Below are 17,797 nucleotides of genomic sequence, written 5' to 3' on the forward strand. Positions count from 1 at the left end.
ATCCCCCCACGTCTACTTTCGCTCGGCTTTTTCTTTTGTCCAGTATTGATCCCATTTTTTCAATAAGTCCTCTGCGGTGAGCTGATCGAGCAAAAAACTCTGAATATCTTTATCCGCCGTGCTTTGCCAAGCTCCCCAGCCTTTGTAGTCCACAGGACGTGAAACATCGAGGAACTTCGTCGGCTGTTGGCTCATCTCAATAAACGGCTGGAAGTAACCTGTCTTGTAAAATTCATCTTCTGCCGCACTTTTCACAACAGGAATGGTGGAAGTCTTTTTCGCAAAATGAGTGCTCTGTTCGGGATCAGAGAGGAATTCAATCAGCTTCCACGCCTCTTCCTTGTGCTTCGAGTACGAAGTCATTCCCCAGCCCGGTCCACCGACTACTTGTTGGGCAACACCCGAAGGACCAAGCGGAATCGGAGCAGTCGCCCACGTCCCTTCCTGCATCTTCTCCTTGGCTCCATCAATGACGTCAGGGTCTTGAATCAACATGGCAGTCGAACCCGCTACAAAGCCCTGTACCATCTCCTGAAAGCCCCAGCTCACAGAATCTTTTGGAGAGGCTTCCTTGTAAAGCTGTTTGTAATACTGCATGGCTTGCAATGATTGTGGCGTGGAGAAGAGCGTGCGTCCATCCTTCATGAAAAAGGCAGAGTCAGGGTCGACCTCTGTCCCGTTGTAGGCCCACATTGTGATCAGCGCGTAATCCCACCCGGTCGCTCCTCCCCGGAAGCTGTACCCGTAGCGGTTTTTGGCAGGGTCCGTCAGCTTTTTGGCTGCGACCAACAGCTCATCCCACGTCTTCGGCACTTCGACCCCTGCTTCCTTAAACCAATCTGTCCGATAATACAAAACGCGCTGGTACAGTCCATTCGGAATGTAATAAGGAGTTTTGTCCACCCAAGTGGCTCGACGTTTGGCGACGTCAGTCAGCTGATCGTAATTTTGCCATTTGTCTGTGTAGGGCTTCAAATTTTCAATAAAGCCGTTCATCGAAAACTGCTTGGCATTGAATTCGCGTACCTCTAGTACGTCCAGCTCTTCTTTTGCCATCAGCATCTGTGTGATCTTCTGATCTGCACCTTCAAATGGAGGTGAAATCAGATCGACTTTGATCCCCGGATTCTTCGCTTCAAACTGGGCTAGCATTTCTTTTAACAGCGCAGTTCGTTGTGGGCTAGTAATGCTCTCGACCATTTTTAGCGTGACGCCATTCGCATCTGACGGCGATGCTGAGTCAGAAGTGGCCGCCGGCTGACTACAGCCTACTAGCAATGCTGTCGCCATCGTTAATTGGAGCGCCACAGAAATCCAGGAACGAAATCCCATACACGAACCCCCTCATAATCTTTTTATTAGACAGTTCGTATTATATTAAATATTCTGAATTATAAGTTTTAATATCTTTACCCATTTTTTCGTTTTCTTTACTCTTTTTTCAATGAGGCTTCCCTGACACTCTTTATTTGACTAACGGGAACAAATACGTTAGTATCTTATATGCTATAGCATATAAACAAAGGGGTTTGGATTCTCTATGGAATTATTCAAGCTGACCGGATTTCTTCTTCACCGTACAGATATGAAAATGACGAACTATTTTAAGAAGAGGTTAAAGCAATTGGAGATCACGCCAGAGCAATGGGGCATTCTCAGTGTCATGGATGGAGAAAGAGCGATCACACAAAAGGAACTTTCGGACGCGATTGACCGCGATCAAACCACCGTCGTCAGAATGATTTACTCGCTTGAAAAAAAGGGAATCGTCATTCGCACTTTAAATGACGCGGATCGACGCTCACATAACTTGTTACTGAGTGACAAAGGGATGGAGCTAAAATCAAAGCTTCTACCCGTTGTTACCGACGCGCATAACCATGTAACACAAAACCTTACCGATGTAGAGATTGCGGAATTGCATGCTTTGCTCGACAAACTCTATCAAGTCGTAAAAGATGAATAAATAGAGGTCAGATACTTTCTCCACCAAATACATGCTATAGCATACACTTAGTTTGATAATGAATAACGAAAGTGAGGAAGCCATCATGATCCTAATCGTTTTGCAAGTCATTGTAGCGATCTTCTTTATGTTTACAGGTACAAAAATTATTTCCGGTAAAATGGCGAATGAATTCAACCGCTTTGGACTCCCGCCCATCTTTAACTTCTTAACTGGCTTTATCGAGATCATCAGTTCCATTGGCTTGATTATTGGAATATGGTTTTCGATCGCGGCATTATTATCTGGTTTGCTTTTAGGCGTGACCATGTTGGTAGCTGCCTTCATCCTACTTGTGATTGCTAGAGATCCTTTTCCGAAAGCAATACCGGCACTCGTTCTTTGCATTCTCTCCTTTTTAATCTCGACGTATCATTATTTAGCCTAGACAGGGGAATCCCAATTCAGTCATAACAGCGGCGAGTCGAAGACTTTATGATCATGTCTTCGGTCGCCGCTGCTTCATTTATGGAGTCAGCCTAGAACTTGTCTTCGCTCCTACAGAGCATTCTCAGCCCCATGAGAACCGCCCATGCTTGTTGCTGTTTTTTGAAAAAGAAGCGCAGGGGTTGTCCATTTTGTACATCGATCAGCGTATCGTGGCTACTGGCTCGTAACGCATACTCCATACCAGCTACCTCTGCTACAGGAGCATTATCTCGAAGGAAGAGTCGCAATCTTCCGCCTTCCCCTGACGTGTACGTCCCGACGAGTTTCTGTAGCTCTTCTCTCGTTGGCGTATAGAGCAGGGCTTCGTCTTCTTTGTGTGCAAGCGATAAACCAAGGGCAGCATTCACGGCAGCCAGCCAGACGTTTCGGATTGGCACGTTTTCCAGGTTGGAAAGAACAGTGACGACTAGCCCTTTTTCCGGAACGAAGCCAAAGTTCGACGACACTCCGGGCTGACCTCCCCCATGCTCCACTAGCGTTATTCCTGCATAACCGGGGGTTGTTTTGAGCGCATAGCCATACCAGGCATCTTTTGTCAGTCGATGAACCGGCTGCCACATGGCTCTAAGCAAGGCTCCATCTACTACCTGCTGCTCTTTATAACGCCCGGCATTGATATAGAGCTGACCGTATTTCAGCAAATCGACGACATTCGAGCGAATGCCTCCCCCCACTTCATAATTGCCGAGTGTGGGCCATAGTACCTTTTTCAGTTGCTGCTCCTCCCCTTTGACATAAGGGACGGAGACATCGGCAAAGCGAGCGACTTCTTCTAGGTTATAGGTCGAGCGATTCATTTCCAGCGGCGCTAGCAGGCGTTCTGTTACATAGGTACGGTAGCGCTGCCCAGTGACACGCTCGATAATGGCTCCCAGCAGAAGAAACATGTCGTTACTGTAACTGATATACTCACCCGGCATACCAAGGGGGTCAAATTGGACTTCGTTCAAATAGGCAATATGCTCGGGGAGTTTCGTCAGTTCTTCATGGCGCTGCAGTGGCGGAACCCCTGAAGTATGAGAGAGCAAATGGTGGATCGTGATTTTGTCAGTATGTATGTACCCCTTTACTTGTAGATCAGGCAAGTAGCTGCGAATCGGGTCGTCAACAGACAGCTTGCCTTCTGCCACGAGCTGCATGATGGCGGCAGCGGTAAACGACTTGGTAACCGAAGCGATGCCGAAAATGGTCCCGGATGTTACTGGCTGGTTCGTTCCCAGATCGATGACACCAAAGCCTTTTTGATAGATGGTCTCACCATTCCGGGAGATGCCAAGGGAGAGCCCCGGCACCTTTTCCTTCTCCATGAACTGTTGCACAAATTCTTCCAGAGCTGAAACGCTTGTGTGGTTCATTCCATTCAACATGCCCTTGGAACACTCCTTTTCACGCTTACTTCCCGCTCTACTTTCATTTGACTCATTGATTTACCCCCACTTTAAAGAACACCCTTTCATCAAATGTCATCCCAAGATAGCTGTACTTTATATTCACTCTGTTTATTGCTTCATGATGAATGAGACTAAGTCCATACATTTCATCGCTTTTTGTAGCTGTGCCAGCTTTTATCGCTATATCCTCTATATTCTGAAATCCATACGGTTTGGAGTCCGGATTATCATAATCATCCGTTATGATGAAGCCTTGTAAAGCATTACTAACCTGCACTTTTGTCTCTGATGGTTTTTCATCGTTATTCACGGAAACATCTATGATTTTCACTTCACCAAAGCCCTTATTACCCATTCCCACAACAACAGATTTATGATCATTGCTTGAAGCAAGGGTACCAATATCCAATGGAGGATTCCCTTTCACAAGGGAATAAAAACCTCCTACAACTATTGCTGTAAGTAGTATAGAAATCCACAGTTTCTTCTTCAATTTCCCCATCCTTACTCGTTGTTTTTCCATGTGCTATTGAAAAATATACTTTTGTAAATTCGAAAAGAAATAGCCGATATCCTGCACTTTGGCAGAAATATCGGCTGTCCGTTCCCTTAGGAATTAGGATTGAACAAACTCGATCAGCTTTTTATTAAAATCATCCGCCTGACAAATCGGCAAGCCGTGTCCACTGTTATCAAACGGAAACAGCTTTGACCCTTTGATTTGCTGCTGGGTGAGCTCGGCGCTTTTGAATGGAATCAGTTGATCGTGAATCCCATGAAAGATTCCGGTTGGCACCCGGATTTGGCTCAAGTCATTGATTACATTCTCTCTCGCTGCTGCTTGCATGATTTTGATGAGCGCATAGGAAGCGGAGTCCAGCCCCATTTTGACAAACCACTGGAGCGTAGCAGTCCCTAAATTTCGATTGAAAAACTGTAATGAAACCGTGTTTAATAACTCAGGCATATTGGCGTACATCTGACTGATCAACCCCTCCGCTTGCTCCTTCGAGACGCCGTATGGAGAACCCGGCATTTTCACAAAGGACGGAGAAACCGCATCCACCAACGCTAATTTGGAAATATGACGCCCTTCATACCGAGACATATACCGGATCGAAATGGCTCCGCCCACCGAAAAGCCTAGCAAGACAGCATCCCTTATCTGTAATGCTTCCAAAACAACATAGATGTCATCTGCCAAGCGATCATACGTATAGCCGCTCCATGGTTTGTCCGATTGGCCGTTGCCGCGTATGTCCATAGCAATACAACGGAACCCATGCTGGGGAAGTACATTGAATTGGTAGGAAAACATGTTATGGTTGAGCGGCCACCCGTGAACGAAAAAAATCGTTTTGCTATTCGGACCAGGATTGAGGTCTTCAACGAAAATTGTGACACCCTTTTCGACTTCAATGTACATACCCTACCTCCTGTTTCACACCATGCGCCTCTTTACACTCAAGGTATGTCACCAGTTGTAGGGTTATGTTATTACTCTCCTAAGCCTTGACTTGAATACGCATGAACGATGCGTCCTTTTCTTCCCGTAGTTGTGACTGCTTGCGCAAGAGAATGGTAGATCGCTTCCTCTGTCGCTTCCGCCGCAGCAGCAAACAGCTCGTTCATGATCGGGTGATCCTCGCGTAGTTGTACGCGCGTTTCCGCAATGGCTGTTGTCTGATGTGGAATCTTTTGCGCTGTGGAAAAAGCGATGACGATGTCGCCGCTCCCGTGCCCAAAATGGCTCCCTGTGCGTCCCAAGCCGATTCCTGCGCGCTTGGCTACCCGAAGCAGTTGTCGATCACTGAGCGGCGCATCTGTCGCCAGTACGATGATGATGGAGCCATCCTCGGACTTCTCTACTGCGTTTTCATTGCTTATGCAGCTTGTGAACAGATTTGCTCCCAAGAAATCATTCTTGTTGCCAAAGTTACTGAGTACCAAAGCCCCCAATGTAAACGTCTGCTCTTCAGCCGCCACGATACGAGAAGACGAGCCGATACCACCTTTATAGCCAAAGGCAACCATCCCCGTCCCTGCCCCGACAGCTCCCTCTTCTACAGCCCGGTCCGTTGCGTTCTGAATCGCTTCCCTAGCATCCTCTGGACGCACGACACAGCGGCGAATGGAATTGAGATGACCATCGTTGCATTCGCCCACGACAATGTTGATCGTCCCCGTCGTGTCCCCGATTTCTTCGTTTGTATCCAGCATGTATTGCAGAGTCCCTTGGGCAACCGCGGGGACGGAAAACGTATTGGTGAGCATGATCGGCGATTCCAACACCCCCAGCTCATTTACCTGCACGAGTCCCGTCGTTTTGCCGAAGCCATTGATCACATAGCTGGCTGCGGTTACCTTTTCGCGAAACAAGCTGCCGCCATGTGGCAAAATGGCTGTCACACCGGTACATGCATAGTCCCCGTTGTCTAGCTCACGCTGGATCGTCACATGTCCGACTCGGACTCCGGCTACATCCGTAATGTCATTTTTCTCACCGACCGGCAGCCTCCCGATTGTCGCACCGAGTCGCCGAATTTTTTTCGTCATGCATTCCATTCCTTTCCTTTCGTAAGGCTGTGCCGATCGCTTACACGGGACGATTGCGCAGAAAGTTCTCATAGGCAAACCCGCGCACTTCTTCTTCCTTATAATGCTTGAGCAGCTCGTTGATCAGGTTTTGACTCTGTCCCGCATGCTCCAAGTCCACAACCTTTGCGGTAATGCCGTCGAAGTCAGAGCCGAGTCCGATATGACGCACGCCACCGAGTGAACAAAAATGATCGATGTGTTTGATCAGATCATCAATCGCGGTTGGTGTCGTTTCCTTGATAAACTGGGTGCAGTAGACGACATGTACATTCGCGCCTTTGGCAAATAACGCTTTTGCCTGTTCATCCGTCAGATTGCGTGGATGGTCGCAGATCGCTCGTGCATTTGAATGACTCGCGATCGGGTATGTAGCGAGCTCAATCGTATCCCAGAAGCTGCTCTCCCCCAGATGCGAGACGTCCGTGAGCATTTTATGCTCATTGTGGAACTGAATGATTTCCTTGCCAAAGGTCGTCAGTCCGGCATTCCTCGGTTCCAGCGCACCATCCGCAGCGAGATTTGCGAAGTTCCAGGTGAGACCTACAGAGCGAACCCCCAGCTGATAAAAAATATGCAGCTTCTTCAAATCGTTGCCGATTGGCTCTACCCCTTCCAACGTTAGCAACGCTCCGATCTCTCCCTCTTGCAAACGGTCGATATCGCACCAATCACGGATTTGTTTCATTTCTGGATGTTTTCCGAGAACCTCTGTATAAAAGTAATGAATTTGATCCAAAGCTTTTTGAAAACGTTGCTCCGTGGACAATTCAGGTGATGTCCAGATCGCATAACACTGTAGTTTTACCCCGCCATCATGTAGCCGGTTCCTGTTGACGTCCAGCTCGTCCGCATCCGCAAAGGACAGAGCCCCATTTTTCTCCCAAATTTTCAGAAGCGCATCACAGTGCAAATCGATAATCGGCATCTTGGCCATCTGTATCCATCCCTTGTCCTAATTTCCTTTGAGAACACTACCTATTCTGTTAATTTTAAGGTAATGTATTTTGAAGAGCGAATCCAATAAATTATTGCAATAAGTCCCTTAAGAAAACATTATCGAGGCATGTTCGAGGAGGAACAGCCGCGTTTTTGCGGAAAGTTTAAACATGGTCGCTTTCACACTGTAAAGCGCGTAAACTTTCTCGTACGATTTAAAAATTCACATAATGGAGCCACTACTCATGAATATGGAGCAAATGGAAGCATTCATCTTTGTCGCTCTGACCGGGAGCTTCAGCAAAACGGCTGATTTGCTCTATCTGTCACAGCCCACGGTCAGCATGCGGATTAAGGCACTCGAAACAACTATGGGCTGTAAGCTGTTTCAACGTACGGGTCATACGATTTCTCTTACAAAAGAAGGCGATCTGTTCCTTCCCTATGCGAAAAACATCATGCACATGCTGCAAGAGGGGCAGCAAGCGATTCAGCGATCGCAAGGCGATGTAGAGGGAGAATTGACCATCTCCACCGTTTTTGTCTCCGCCTTTTACATTTTGCCTGACCTCGTTCAGCAATTCCAGCAGCTGTACCCCAAGATCAAGCTGACGATCCTCACCGGGCATTCCCATCAGGTGCTCGATATGGTTCTGAACCACGAGGTGTCATTCGGAATTGCTCGTGCCGTTACCCATCCACAGATTAATCGGATTCAGCTGATGCCAGATGACATGGTCTTAGCGATTTATCCCGACCATCCGTTTGGATTTCGCCATCAGGTTTCCATTGAAGAAGTCGCACGTGAACGACTGATCTTGTTCAATCGGGGCTCGCTCGACTGGAAGCTGATCAATAACGCGTTTAGCCATTTTCAGCTACAAAACAATGTCGTCATGGAGGCTGACAACATCGAGGTCGTGAAACGGATGGTCAAACAACGGCTGGGCATCGCCTTTTTGCCTCGGTTTGCCATCTCCAAAGACTTGGACGAAGGAGAGCTGCAGGAAGTAGATGTCTTGAATCTGCCGCAAATCAACAGGAACTTCGAGCTGATTTACCTCAAGGATACTCCTGTTCACGGGATTATGCGTACGTTTATCGACTTTTTGATGCAGAGCAAAGCCTTGCAGCAGTAGCGGGAGATCTGCGCAGAAACCCGAAATGCTGGACGCCCCTTGATCACTGCATTCTATTCATTCAAATCCCCTGGAGGTGATTTCCCATGTCGTCTCATCTATTCCAGCACTCAGCCCAAGCATCTACTATGCAGCAGCCCGTCCAAAAAAACATGCCCCCACCTTCTGCATCCCTCAAGCACGATAGCCCGTCACACCTTATCCAGCTGCAGAAGTCGATTGGAAATCGTGCACTGATTCAGTTAATGAAATCAAAGAGACAAGGAATCGCGCATAACAAACAGCCTATCCAACGCTTTAAGGACGAGGATGAGTATAATACGAAGCGTCGAGTAAACGCAGAAACAGCTAGAAGCGAAGCTTTTCAAAATGATGAGATGCAAATGGATCATACCATCTCACAGCATTCCCTTATCACCTTCAGCGAGTTATTAGGAGAAATCCAGCAATTGCCGAATAAGACATTTAAGGCAGCCAAGCAATCCTACGCTACTCTTATCAACGAAATAAAAATGGTGTCCAATAACGAGGAAAAATGCACGAGGATTCAATTGGTGAATTTCTATAAAAACTTGGTGCCTGGTTTTAATGTAACGACTGGGAATCCCGGTTCAAAATTCGATCCACAAATTGAGATGGCAGACATGGATGACGAGTCGACAATCATCGCCCGTGAAAAGGCAGTCTCAGCGAAACTAAGAGAAATCGATTCATATATACGTAAGCTCTACCATTTGACCCCGCTGTTTCCCAATACGAAAAAAGATGAAGATCTGGCCAAACAAATGGATGAAGTGCTTTCCAAAGTAATGAATGACATTACGACATGCTTGAAGAAAGTACGCGAGGAGTTTTCAGAGGAGCCAAGCTATGATGAAACCATCTGGTACAAATCTGAAACGAAAAATGTGAAGCGTGTACCTGCAGAATGGCTAAAAACGGGAGCAGGCAAGTTAGAGGATTTGGGCTCAAAGCAACATTTATTAGGGTATGAAAAAGACAAAACAGCGAAATCAAACACGCAAGACGCACAAGATTCTTTCAAGGAAGTGACCTTTACCTGGGATTACCAGCTAACCGAATTTGATAAAAAAATCAAAGTAAATGTGGTCATTTCGGAAAAATGCTGGAAGCACATTTACGCTCGACATAAGCTGGAATACTTTGCGGGCGATGTGCAGGCGATCAATACATTTTGGAAGGACGATCCACATGAAATAATTACCCAAGAGCTCCTAGAGCCCGAGATCAACCTTCTCATCGAAAGATCGAAACTTCAATTACGTGTTTTGCAAGAAGGGGATAAAGATCCGATAAACGAAACAGCACACCATTTGTTTTTCCAAGGAAAAATGGAAGTGGTGGAGGAAGTGCAAAACATCGCCGAACCTGTAGCGAACTCTCAACCAGTAAACAAAAGTAGAAACAAAAAGAGGAATCAACAGAAAAAGGTCCCCAAGCCCCCCATTAAAAGTATCCACATCACATTGGAATCCGTTGCACCGGAAAGCCCCGAGCTAGCCTACGCAGTTGAACCCACTCTTCTGCAGAATGAATATCACCACAAACGAGGGTTACAGAGACTATTTCCCCCGAAGCAAGGAAGCAAGCGTGTCGAAGAAAAGTAGCAATTGAAAAAGCATCGGATCAGTCTAACCTCGTGGGTTCTGATGCGATGCTTTTTTGTTTGAGAGGCCCTTCGTCTCACTCATGCTTTTTTCGGTACTCGCCATTTCGTACGAATGATCATCTCCGCCGTCACGACAAGTCCAATCATGGCGACATAAACACTGATTGTGTAGCTGAGCTCATACGGCAACCCTACTCCCTTCTCTAGGATCAGCTTCACGAGATGAATCAGCATGTTCGTGAACAAGAAGACGAAACTCCGGACCATCCATTCCTTATGCTTTATGACTTGACGCTTTTTAATTTTGACGAGCGCCGTAATGGTGATGGCCGGCCAAATGATGTTCAACAGGTGGAAGGGCCAACTCGCCACTTTACCGCCCGTTACATAAGGAGCCATATAACCGGATGTAACTACTACAACCAACACACTAAACAGATAAACATAGCCTGTTACTTTATGTAGCTTGCGGTTCTGGGCGAGCAGCTTGTCCGAAAAGTTAGCCACCCCACAGACCAGGGCAATCAGGGCAAAAAACAAATGGACATACATGACCGTAAGCCAGATCGATATGTTCATTCGCTCTTTGTTGTAATCAGATTTGTGACTGAGAAAGCCTTTCGCTTCTGGGTCGATGATAAAGTTTTGCACGAGTGCATACGTGATGGCTATACAAGCGACGAAAATGACAATCGAATATGGTTTGATACGGTTCACCTGTCACACAACCCTTTGTTCGATTTTAGAGACCGAACGGTTCGGTCTCTTTTTGATTTTACATGATTGCCTTCTTTCGTACACAAGAGAAATGTTACAATAACTTGGACGAATATAGACCGTGTTGGCCGGAATGAAAGGACTATCGCGATGCGAAAAGGCGAAAAAACAAAGCTGCATATTATCCAAAAGTCAGCAGAGCTGTTTAATCAAAACGGATATACAGGAACCTCCATGCAAGACATCATGGATGCCACGGGACTTACCAAAGGTGCCCTCTACAGAGGTTTTGCCAGTAAAGATGAAATAGCAATAGAGGCCTTCAAATATGCGGGGGAAGTGTTACAGGAACATTTTGCGGCTGCGCTGGAAAAACAGGACACGGCCACTGCAAAAATCGTAGCCATGGCAACGGTGTATTCTGATGCGGTAAACAATCCCCCGCTCCAAGGTGGCTGCCCGCTTCTCAACACAGCCGTCGAAAGTGACCATTCGTTCCCTGTTCTTCGCGATTATGCTGTCACCGCTTACCAAGAGGTCGTTTCGTTCATGCAGGGATTGCTGGAAGAAGGAATTGCCCAGGGAGAATTTCGTTCTGACATGGACGCAGAAGCCGTCGCTTCGTTTATCTTTTCTTCCATTGAAGGAGCCATCATGGCAAGCAGACTCACCCGGGATAACAAGCATGTCCATTTTGCCATCAAGCATATAGAGCAACTTTTACAGACATACAAGCCCTAGCAAAAAGAAAAGAGCAGTCGGAGGGGATGTGCTCCCCCTGCCTACCTGCTCTTTTTTTCGTGGACTAATTTCTATTTGATGTAGTGTACTTTTTCATGTCCGAGCAATGCTTCCAACACCTGCTGTACTTTCACACCTGTCTCAAACGTAACCAGTCTGGCATCCCCACCGTTCATCGCAACAGACAGCTCATCCAACAACAGGGAGAGACGGTCTTGCTGTGGAATTTCAGCCGGAACGAGCGCTTCGCCGTGTCCACCCACAAACAGATTACTCCAGTTCACGACGCTCAACGTCCCTTTTGACCCGTACACGCGATAATCCAAATGCTCCTCATGCGCGATACCCGCCAAGCCATTGATCGTAACCGGGGTACCATCTGTCAGACGCAGGAAGGCCGATACACCAGTCTCGCATAGCGCAGGATCTGCTGGATAGTCTACCTCTGAGCGAACTACATGCAGGTCTCCGAAGAGCGCGTAAGTCAGGTGAGTGAAATGAGGGAGCACTTCACGTATGAAACCGCCTTGCTCACGACCAGCCAGCCAGGGTGTTTGCTGCCATGGACGCGGCCACTGGTGGAAATGCGTCAGGATATCGATACGGCGGACATCTCCGATTTCTCTGAGTCTGCGGGAGAGCTCAGGAAAAACACCTTGATAGTAGAGCGGGAAGTTCATCGCATGGACAACCCCTGCGTCATTTGCTGCTTCCAACATTTCTACCGCTTCTGTCAATGAATTAGCCAATGGCTTTTCGCAGAGCAAATGCTTTTTGTGCGCCAGTACATCCAAGGCAATCGCATGATGGAACTTGGGAGGAACCGCCAAATAGATGACGTCCAGCTCTACCTTTTTCAATAATTCCTTATAATCTGTGTACCAAGGCACATCGCCGGACTTTTGCGCGGCTTCCTGTGCTCTTTCCGGAGATACATCACTGACTGCGGCTACTCGAAATTTTTCGTGGGTACGGATCGCGTTCATCATGCGCTCGCCCATAACGCCTGCGCCAATAACTCCAACGTTCCATTTCACTTGGTCCATCTGCCTTTCCTCACTTCCTGGTGAATGTTCGTCTTCGTGCCTCTACCCCTTTCTCCATTGATCTGAACATTCCTTCTGAAAAGCTCAGATTGTCAGCTGCTTCTGCGCTTCCTTTTTTACCCGCTTTTTCTCCTTCTGGATAGCTATGACTGTATAGAGAGAGGGAACGACAATCAGCGTAAGTAGCATCGAGAACAGTAAGCCAGAAATGATCGTAATGGCGAGCGGCTGAAACAGCACGCTTCCCGTAATCGCCATCGGTGACAGACCTGCTACTGCGGCAAAGGTCGTCAGTAAAATCGGGCGCAACCTTGCTTTCCCCGCCCTGATGACTGCATCGTTCAGAGAGACGCCTTGATGCCTCGCTTCCTCAATAAACTCGATTAGTACGATCCCGTTGCGAACGACGATACCCGCCAATGCGATAAAGCCTGCTACTGTCATGAATCCAATCGGTGTGGAAGTGATAAATAGCCCGATCAAGCTGCCCGCGATGGCGAGGTAGACTGTACTCATGACCAAGACAGGAATAGACAACGAGTTAAACTGCAGCACGATCAGCAAAAAGATGAGAAAGACAGCCACAATCGCAAGCACACCCAAATCGAGCAAAACTTCCGATTCCTCCTCTGTTTCACCTGTTACATTCCAGCCATACCCGTCTGGCAATTCCAATTGCTCCATTTTCGCTGTTATTTCGCTCATCACGTCTGCAGCCGTCCGATCTCGGACATCACTCGTGATCGTGACACTACGGGACATATTGTAACGAGGAATACTCTGCATCGATAAATCCGGCTTCATTTCTGCAATTTGCGAAACCGGAATAAGCTGCCCACGTGCATTCGGAACCGTGAGTTGCGCGAAGACTTGCTCTGTCGTCATTCCCGGCTGATCGGCTACCAGCGTAATATCGATCAAGTTTTTCCCATTATCAAATTGTCCCATTGGAATGCCTTGGCTGATCAAACGCAACGTTCTGGTCAAATCCGCTTCGTTGATCAGCTCCTTGTCCATCTTTTCTTGATTCACATGGAATTGAAGGGAGTACTGTTCATTTCCGAGCGTGTCGTTGATGTTGTACGTTCCTTTTGACTCCATGATGAGCTGCTTGATTTGCTCAGAGAGCGCGTACAGCTGTTGCAGATCATCCCCATACACCCGAATTCCAACCGGGTTACCAGAATACATCCCCGCCTTTACGCTGTACGGAATGATGTTCGCTTCTGGATACATCCTCTTAAACTGCTCCGACCACGGCGCTAGCACCTTTCGCGCATCCATTTTGTGATTGTCAAAGGTAACGATCAATTGCGCTACATGTTCACCTGTACCAACCGGCGGTGCTGAGGGCATCATCTGTGGCGCATTGCCACCTACGAAAGATGAAACCTTTTGAATGTGTGCCTGTTTCGCGATCCATTGGGAAACACCCAGGGCAATTCGATCCGTTTCCTGTAAATTGCCGCCAATCGGCGTCGTTATATTCACAACCATCTGTGGCCTGTCATCATCAGGGAAAAGCTGAACAGGAACAACCGCAGCGAGTCCGTAGATAGCAGTGGCAATCAGTATTCCGCTCACTCCTGTTTTCAGCGGATGTTTCAACATGGCTTTCAGAACACGATCGCCATACCAATTCGTCAATGCATCGATTTGTTTGCCTAATAAGCCCGCTGGCTTACGGTAGTCCGTCTCTGCTTTGCTCCGTTTCTTGTTCCTTCGCTCGTTCCATTCCCGGTAAATCGGAATGATCGTAAGTGACATGAACATCGAGGCCGCCATCGTAAAAATGATAATGAGCGGTACCGGAAAAATAAACTGACCAGCATCACCAGGCAGAAACATGATCGGCCCAAACGCAGAGATGGTAGCAAGGGTAGCAGTGACAATGGAGATGGCCACTTCCTTCGTCCCGGCTACAGCAGCCGTGTACGGATCCTCGCCCAAAGCAGATAATCTGCGCTCGATGTTGTCATTTACCACCACTGCGTCGTCTACCAAAATACCGAGAACAATGATGAGCCCGAATACGGTCATTTGATTGAGCGTAATGCCAAAGAAGGGCAGAACCACCATCCCAGCTGCCAAAGAGATGGGGATCGCCAATGCAACCATCAAGGATGTCGTTACATTCAAACCAAGGATGCAAATAAAAAGTACGGCTATGATCGCAATGATCATTTCCAGATACAATTCGGAAAAAATACTGTCGATTCGATCCACTTGCAAAAACACAGGCTCTTTTTTCGCCCACGCCGGGAGACTCTTTTCCAACGTGGCAAGCTTCGTATCCACCGCTTTTTGCACAGCTGGAACATCGCTTCCCAGCTCAGCGTTGATGCTAATGGTCGCAGCGGGCTTCCCGTTGTAATAGGTTCGATACTCCACCCGTTTGGTACTGTCGGAAATGGTGGCAATATCCTTCAAATAGACGGGCATTCCTTCCTGCGTACGTGTCACGACTACCTTTTCAAAAGTCGCTACTTCATAGCTGACTGGTAATGTGAGCTGATATTTTCGCGTATCAATATTGACATCACCTAGGGGTGTTGTTTCGTTTTTCGTTTGGACAGCATGGATGACTTGCGCCCAGGAAATGCCGTATTGTTGCAGCTTCTGTGCATCGACCGCGACCTTTACTTCCTGCTCCGGCAATCCTTGGATCGAAACATCGGATACGCCTGGCACGGTTCGAAGCTGATCCTTCCATAGATCAAGCATATCGCGTAGTTGGAGGATTTCTTCAAAAGAGTTGGCTGTGATTTGAAAGGTCTGGATGAAAGTCCGGCTCATGTCATCATTGATGAAGGGCTGCTCTGCTTCATCGGGTAAATCCGCCTCGGCATCCTTTACCTTTTTCCGTACATCTTCAAACACCGTTTTTGGTTCAACGTCATTCTCTGTTTGCACGTTGATAATGGATACACCTGATCGGGACTCCGAACTAATGGATTTGATTCCTTGCACCTCGTTGATTTTTTCTTCCAGCTTCTTCGTGACTGTCTGCTCCACCTTTTCAGGAGTCGCTCCCGGATACACGGTGGTAATGGTAGCCATGCTGACGATAATGTCTGGTTGCTCTTGCTTCGGAAGCGTAACTGAGATGAACATACCAATCAGCACGAGCATCGAAAAGAAAACGAGGGTGATTTTGCGCTTGTTGATGAAAAACTCGATCATGGCTGATTGCCTCCTTTCACGGTGACAGAGTCCCCGCCAAGCAAACGATCAGCACCTTTCGTAATCAACATGTCGCCTGCTTGCAAGCCAGCAGTAATTTCCAAATGATTGTCAACATACTGACCAATCGTGACAGTGGTCTTGATCGCTTTTTCATCCGCTAGCAAAAAAACGTAAGGCTCAGAACCACGGCTAAAAACGGTTTTGGCAGGGACAAAAATGCCTTTCTTTTGAGACAAGGTTCGCTTTGCGCTGATGACTTGCCCTGCAAACCAATCTTTTTTGGTGTTATCAATGACGACTTCCACGCTAATCGTGCCCGTCTGCTCGTTCGTCGCAGGATAAATCGTCGTAACCTTTCCGATTCGTTTGTCTTCATACAAACGAATCTCGACCTCATCTCCCACCTTCCACGCTGAGATGTCCTTGTCCGGTACAGGCAAGACTGTTTTCAACTGTTGGATGTTGCCGATTCGATAGACAGGAGCCCCTGAACTTGCGAGTTGCCCAACATCAGCCATTTTCGCTAGCACTGTTCCTTGAATAGGTGCTTTCACTTCCGTTTTTGCCAAAGTAGCTGCAGCCTGATCGCGAGTGACCATCGCCCCTTGGTAGCTGGCATTTGTCGCGCTGATATCCTCAGTCCGAGCGCCTTCTATCACTAGCGAATACGTCTCTTGCGCTTCTGCATAATCTTTATCTGCTAGTTCAAAGGCATTCTTGGCACTTTCAAATTCGGTTTCGGAGATCGCCCCATTTTTATAGAGCTGTTCCATGCGCTGATAGTCTTTTTGTGCTTGATCCCGAGAGATTTTCTTCGCTTCGACCGCTACTTTCGCTTGCTGAACTTCTTGTTCCCGCGCTCCGTTTTTTACTTTGGAAAGCTCGGCGCTCGCACCATGCATCTCAGCGTTTGCCAATGCCAGCTGGAGAGAGTAGTCTGTAGCATTGAGGCGGGCAAGCACTTCTCCCTTTTTGACAACATCTCCTTCTTTGTACGGCAACGACTTGATTTCCCCGGCTACTTCAAAAGAAACAGTCGTCTCTTCGATAGGGGCAAGTGTCCCTGACAGTTCACTAGTCGATTGGAAGCTTTTCAGCTCGACCGGCTCCGCTTCCACAATTTTGGCCTCGGCTTGGACTTCGCTTTCCGTTGACGGCTTCATCTGATTGCAAGCCGTCCCAATCACTGCAAGGGAGATGATCAGCAACATCCCCACCACTTTTCTTCCCGTCTTATTCATGTAGGCCTCACTCCTATTGCTTTATAGAAAAGTATTCCGGAATGAACATTCATTCCGTTTTGTTCAAAAGAAGGATCAGAATTAATGAATTCTGATCGCATCCCAGCAAGCTTCCTCTACACCGGCAAGCAATTCCGGGGTTTCTTCGATTTCGCCAGCCTTGATGCACTTGTTCAATGCGATGAATGCCCCGTCCATAATCGCAATCAATGCATCCGCTGGCAATGGACGGATAACCTTATTTTTTTGTCCCCGTTCAATGAATTCGCATAAAAATGTTCGCAGCTTCATGTATGCTTCGCGGCTGGCTTCGTCTAGGTAGTGACCGTTTGTATGGGAATCCAGAAACAGCAAGGCGTTCAAATTCTTTTTGGCGTAGCGAATCACCTGATTCGCAATATGCCGAAATTGCTCGCGTAAGTCATCAGAAGTGCGAGGATAACCATCATTGATTGTCTCAAGCAGCTCCCCCACACATTCTTGAAACAGCGTATTGACGAGCGCTTCTTTGTTTTCGAAATAACGATAGATGGTACCTGCACCGACCCCTGCTTTATCGGAGATCATCGGAACGGTCGTCCCATCAAAACCGCGATCTACAAACAAATCGAGCGCTGCATCCAAGATTAATTCGCGCTTGGTTTCAGACAAGTTCATGACTCCTCTCGTGCGGAATGAATTTTCATTCTGGAGGAAATTATAGTATACATATTGCTG

Annotated in this window: 16 protein-coding genes; 5 read left to right on the top strand and 11 right to left on the bottom strand. The window is 47.5% G+C overall.

Annotated features, from left to right (window positions below; genetic code table 11):
• Positions 1–12 precede the first annotated feature (12 nt).
• Positions 13–1,332 (bottom strand): ABC transporter substrate-binding protein, encoded by a 1,320-nt coding sequence (locus tag KB186_RS08320; protein WP_221867649.1) that lies wholly within the window; start codon positions 1,330–1,332, stop codon positions 13–15.
• Positions 1,333–1,540: 208 nt separating this feature from the next.
• On the opposite strand from KB186_RS08320, the gene KB186_RS08325 reads away from it, so the two are divergent.
• Positions 1,541–1,966, top strand: coding sequence for a MarR family winged helix-turn-helix transcriptional regulator (locus KB186_RS08325; protein ID WP_221867648.1), 426 nt, complete (start codon positions 1,541–1,543; stop codon positions 1,964–1,966).
• 85 nt (positions 1,967–2,051) lie between these two features.
• Positions 2,052–2,393: a DoxX family protein gene (locus tag KB186_RS08330; RefSeq protein ID WP_221867647.1), complete on the top strand. Its 342-nt coding sequence runs from the start codon at positions 2,052–2,054 to the stop codon at positions 2,391–2,393.
• Positions 2,394–2,484: 91 nt separating this feature from the next.
• Here KB186_RS08330 and KB186_RS08335 read toward each other — a convergent pair whose 3' ends face one another.
• The 5 genes from KB186_RS08335 to KB186_RS08355 all read right to left on the bottom strand — a co-directional run bounded on the left by KB186_RS08335 (position 2,485) and on the right by KB186_RS08355 (position 7,378).
• The gene (locus KB186_RS08335) at positions 2,485–3,810 is read right to left on the bottom strand and encodes a serine hydrolase domain-containing protein (protein ID WP_232773465.1); all 1,326 of its coding nucleotides are present in this window, start codon (positions 3,808–3,810) and stop codon (positions 2,485–2,487) included.
• A 64-nt stretch (positions 3,811–3,874) separates the two neighbouring features.
• Positions 3,875–4,348, bottom strand: a complete 474-nt coding sequence (locus KB186_RS08340) for a hypothetical protein (protein ID WP_221867646.1) — start codon at positions 4,346–4,348, stop codon at positions 3,875–3,877.
• A gap of 114 nt (positions 4,349–4,462) precedes the next feature.
• On the bottom strand, positions 4,463–5,272 hold the full coding sequence (locus tag KB186_RS08345) for an alpha/beta fold hydrolase (protein ID WP_232773393.1): 810 nt from the start codon (positions 5,270–5,272) through the stop codon (positions 4,463–4,465).
• A 71-nt stretch (positions 5,273–5,343) separates the two neighbouring features.
• Complete coding sequence (locus tag KB186_RS08350) at positions 5,344–6,402, bottom strand: P1 family peptidase (RefSeq protein WP_232773394.1); 1,059 nt, start codon at positions 6,400–6,402, stop codon at positions 5,344–5,346.
• A 40-nt stretch (positions 6,403–6,442) separates the two neighbouring features.
• The gene (locus KB186_RS08355; RefSeq protein ID WP_232773395.1) at positions 6,443–7,378 is read right to left on the bottom strand and encodes a dipeptidase; all 936 of its coding nucleotides are present in this window, start codon (positions 7,376–7,378) and stop codon (positions 6,443–6,445) included.
• 247 nt (positions 7,379–7,625) lie between these two features.
• Between KB186_RS08355 and KB186_RS08360 the strand changes: the two genes are divergently transcribed.
• Both KB186_RS08360 and KB186_RS08365 read left to right on the top strand, forming a co-directional pair.
• A complete protein-coding gene (locus KB186_RS08360) occupies positions 7,626–8,519 on the top strand; it encodes a LysR family transcriptional regulator (protein ID WP_173608720.1) in 894 nt (297 codons plus the stop codon).
• 86 nt (positions 8,520–8,605) lie between these two features.
• Positions 8,606–10,147 carry a hypothetical protein gene (locus KB186_RS08365; RefSeq protein WP_232773396.1) on the top strand — a complete coding sequence of 514 codons (1,542 nt, stop codon included), beginning with the start codon at positions 8,606–8,608 and terminating at the stop codon, positions 10,145–10,147.
• Positions 10,148–10,227: 80 nt separating this feature from the next.
• Here the strand turns inward: KB186_RS08365 and KB186_RS08370 are convergent, their stop codons facing one another.
• On the bottom strand, positions 10,228–10,866 hold the full coding sequence (locus KB186_RS08370; RefSeq protein ID WP_232773397.1) for a DUF2306 domain-containing protein: 639 nt from the start codon (positions 10,864–10,866) through the stop codon (positions 10,228–10,230).
• 150 nt (positions 10,867–11,016) lie between these two features.
• Here KB186_RS08370 and KB186_RS08375 point away from each other — a divergent pair, with 150 nt between their 5' ends.
• Positions 11,017–11,607: a TetR/AcrR family transcriptional regulator gene (locus KB186_RS08375; protein WP_173608723.1), complete on the top strand. Its 591-nt coding sequence runs from the start codon at positions 11,017–11,019 to the stop codon at positions 11,605–11,607.
• Between the two features lie 71 nt (positions 11,608–11,678).
• Here KB186_RS08375 and KB186_RS08380 read toward each other — a convergent pair whose 3' ends face one another.
• From KB186_RS08380 to KB186_RS08395, 4 genes are all read right to left on the bottom strand, one after another.
• Positions 11,679–12,653: a Gfo/Idh/MocA family protein gene (locus KB186_RS08380; RefSeq protein WP_232773398.1), complete on the bottom strand. Its 975-nt coding sequence runs from the start codon at positions 12,651–12,653 to the stop codon at positions 11,679–11,681.
• 84 nt (positions 12,654–12,737) lie between these two features.
• Entirely contained in the window at positions 12,738–15,836 is a 3,099-nt protein-coding gene (locus KB186_RS08385; protein ID WP_232773399.1) for an efflux RND transporter permease subunit, read from the bottom strand.
• Positions 15,833–17,080, bottom strand: a complete 1,248-nt coding sequence (locus tag KB186_RS08390; protein ID WP_173608726.1) for an efflux RND transporter periplasmic adaptor subunit — start codon at positions 17,078–17,080, stop codon at positions 15,833–15,835. Before KB186_RS08390 ends, KB186_RS08385 begins: the two co-directional genes overlap by 4 nt.
• Positions 17,081–17,161: 81 nt before the next feature.
• A complete protein-coding gene (locus KB186_RS08395; RefSeq protein ID WP_221867638.1) occupies positions 17,162–17,731 on the bottom strand; it encodes a TetR/AcrR family transcriptional regulator in 570 nt (189 codons plus the stop codon).
• Between the last annotated feature and the right edge of the window lie 66 nt (positions 17,732–17,797).

The sequence above is a fragment of the Brevibacillus sp. AF8 genome (genome assembly GCF_021270385.1).
GTDB lineage: Bacteria > Bacillota > Bacilli > Brevibacillales > Brevibacillaceae > Brevibacillus.

Bases quoted from the DNA above. Each gene is read 5' to 3' on its own strand.
- KB186_RS08355 (WP_232773395.1), bottom strand. From the start codon at position 7,378: ATGGCCAAGATGCCGATTATCGATTTGCACTGTGATGCGCTTCTGAAA.
- KB186_RS08325 (WP_221867648.1), top strand. From the start codon at position 1,541: ATGGAATTATTCAAGCTGACCGGATTTCTTCTTCACCGTACAGATATG.
- KB186_RS08390 (WP_173608726.1), bottom strand. From the start codon at position 17,080: ATGAATAAGACGGGAAGAAAAGTGGTGGGGATGTTGCTGATCATCTCC.
- KB186_RS08380 (WP_232773398.1), bottom strand. From the start codon at position 12,653: ATGGACCAAGTGAAATGGAACGTTGGAGTTATTGGCGCAGGCGTTATG.
- KB186_RS08375 (WP_173608723.1), top strand. From the start codon at position 11,017: ATGCGAAAAGGCGAAAAAACAAAGCTGCATATTATCCAAAAGTCAGCA.
- KB186_RS08385 (WP_232773399.1), bottom strand. From the start codon at position 15,836: ATGATCGAGTTTTTCATCAACAAGCGCAAAATCACCCTCGTTTTCTTT.
- KB186_RS08340 (WP_221867646.1), bottom strand. From the start codon at position 4,348: ATGGGGAAATTGAAGAAGAAACTGTGGATTTCTATACTACTTACAGCA.
- KB186_RS08330 (WP_221867647.1), top strand. From the start codon at position 2,052: ATGATCCTAATCGTTTTGCAAGTCATTGTAGCGATCTTCTTTATGTTT.
- KB186_RS08335 (WP_232773465.1), bottom strand. From the start codon at position 3,810: ATGAACCACACAAGCGTTTCAGCTCTGGAAGAATTTGTGCAACAGTTC.
- KB186_RS08365 (WP_232773396.1), top strand. From the start codon at position 8,606: ATGTCGTCTCATCTATTCCAGCACTCAGCCCAAGCATCTACTATGCAG.
- KB186_RS08360 (WP_173608720.1), top strand. From the start codon at position 7,626: ATGAATATGGAGCAAATGGAAGCATTCATCTTTGTCGCTCTGACCGGG.
- KB186_RS08345 (WP_232773393.1), bottom strand. From the start codon at position 5,272: ATGTACATTGAAGTCGAAAAGGGTGTCACAATTTTCGTTGAAGACCTC.
- KB186_RS08320 (WP_221867649.1), bottom strand. From the start codon at position 1,332: ATGGGATTTCGTTCCTGGATTTCTGTGGCGCTCCAATTAACGATGGCG.
- KB186_RS08350 (WP_232773394.1), bottom strand. From the start codon at position 6,402: ATGACGAAAAAAATTCGGCGACTCGGTGCGACAATCGGGAGGCTGCCG.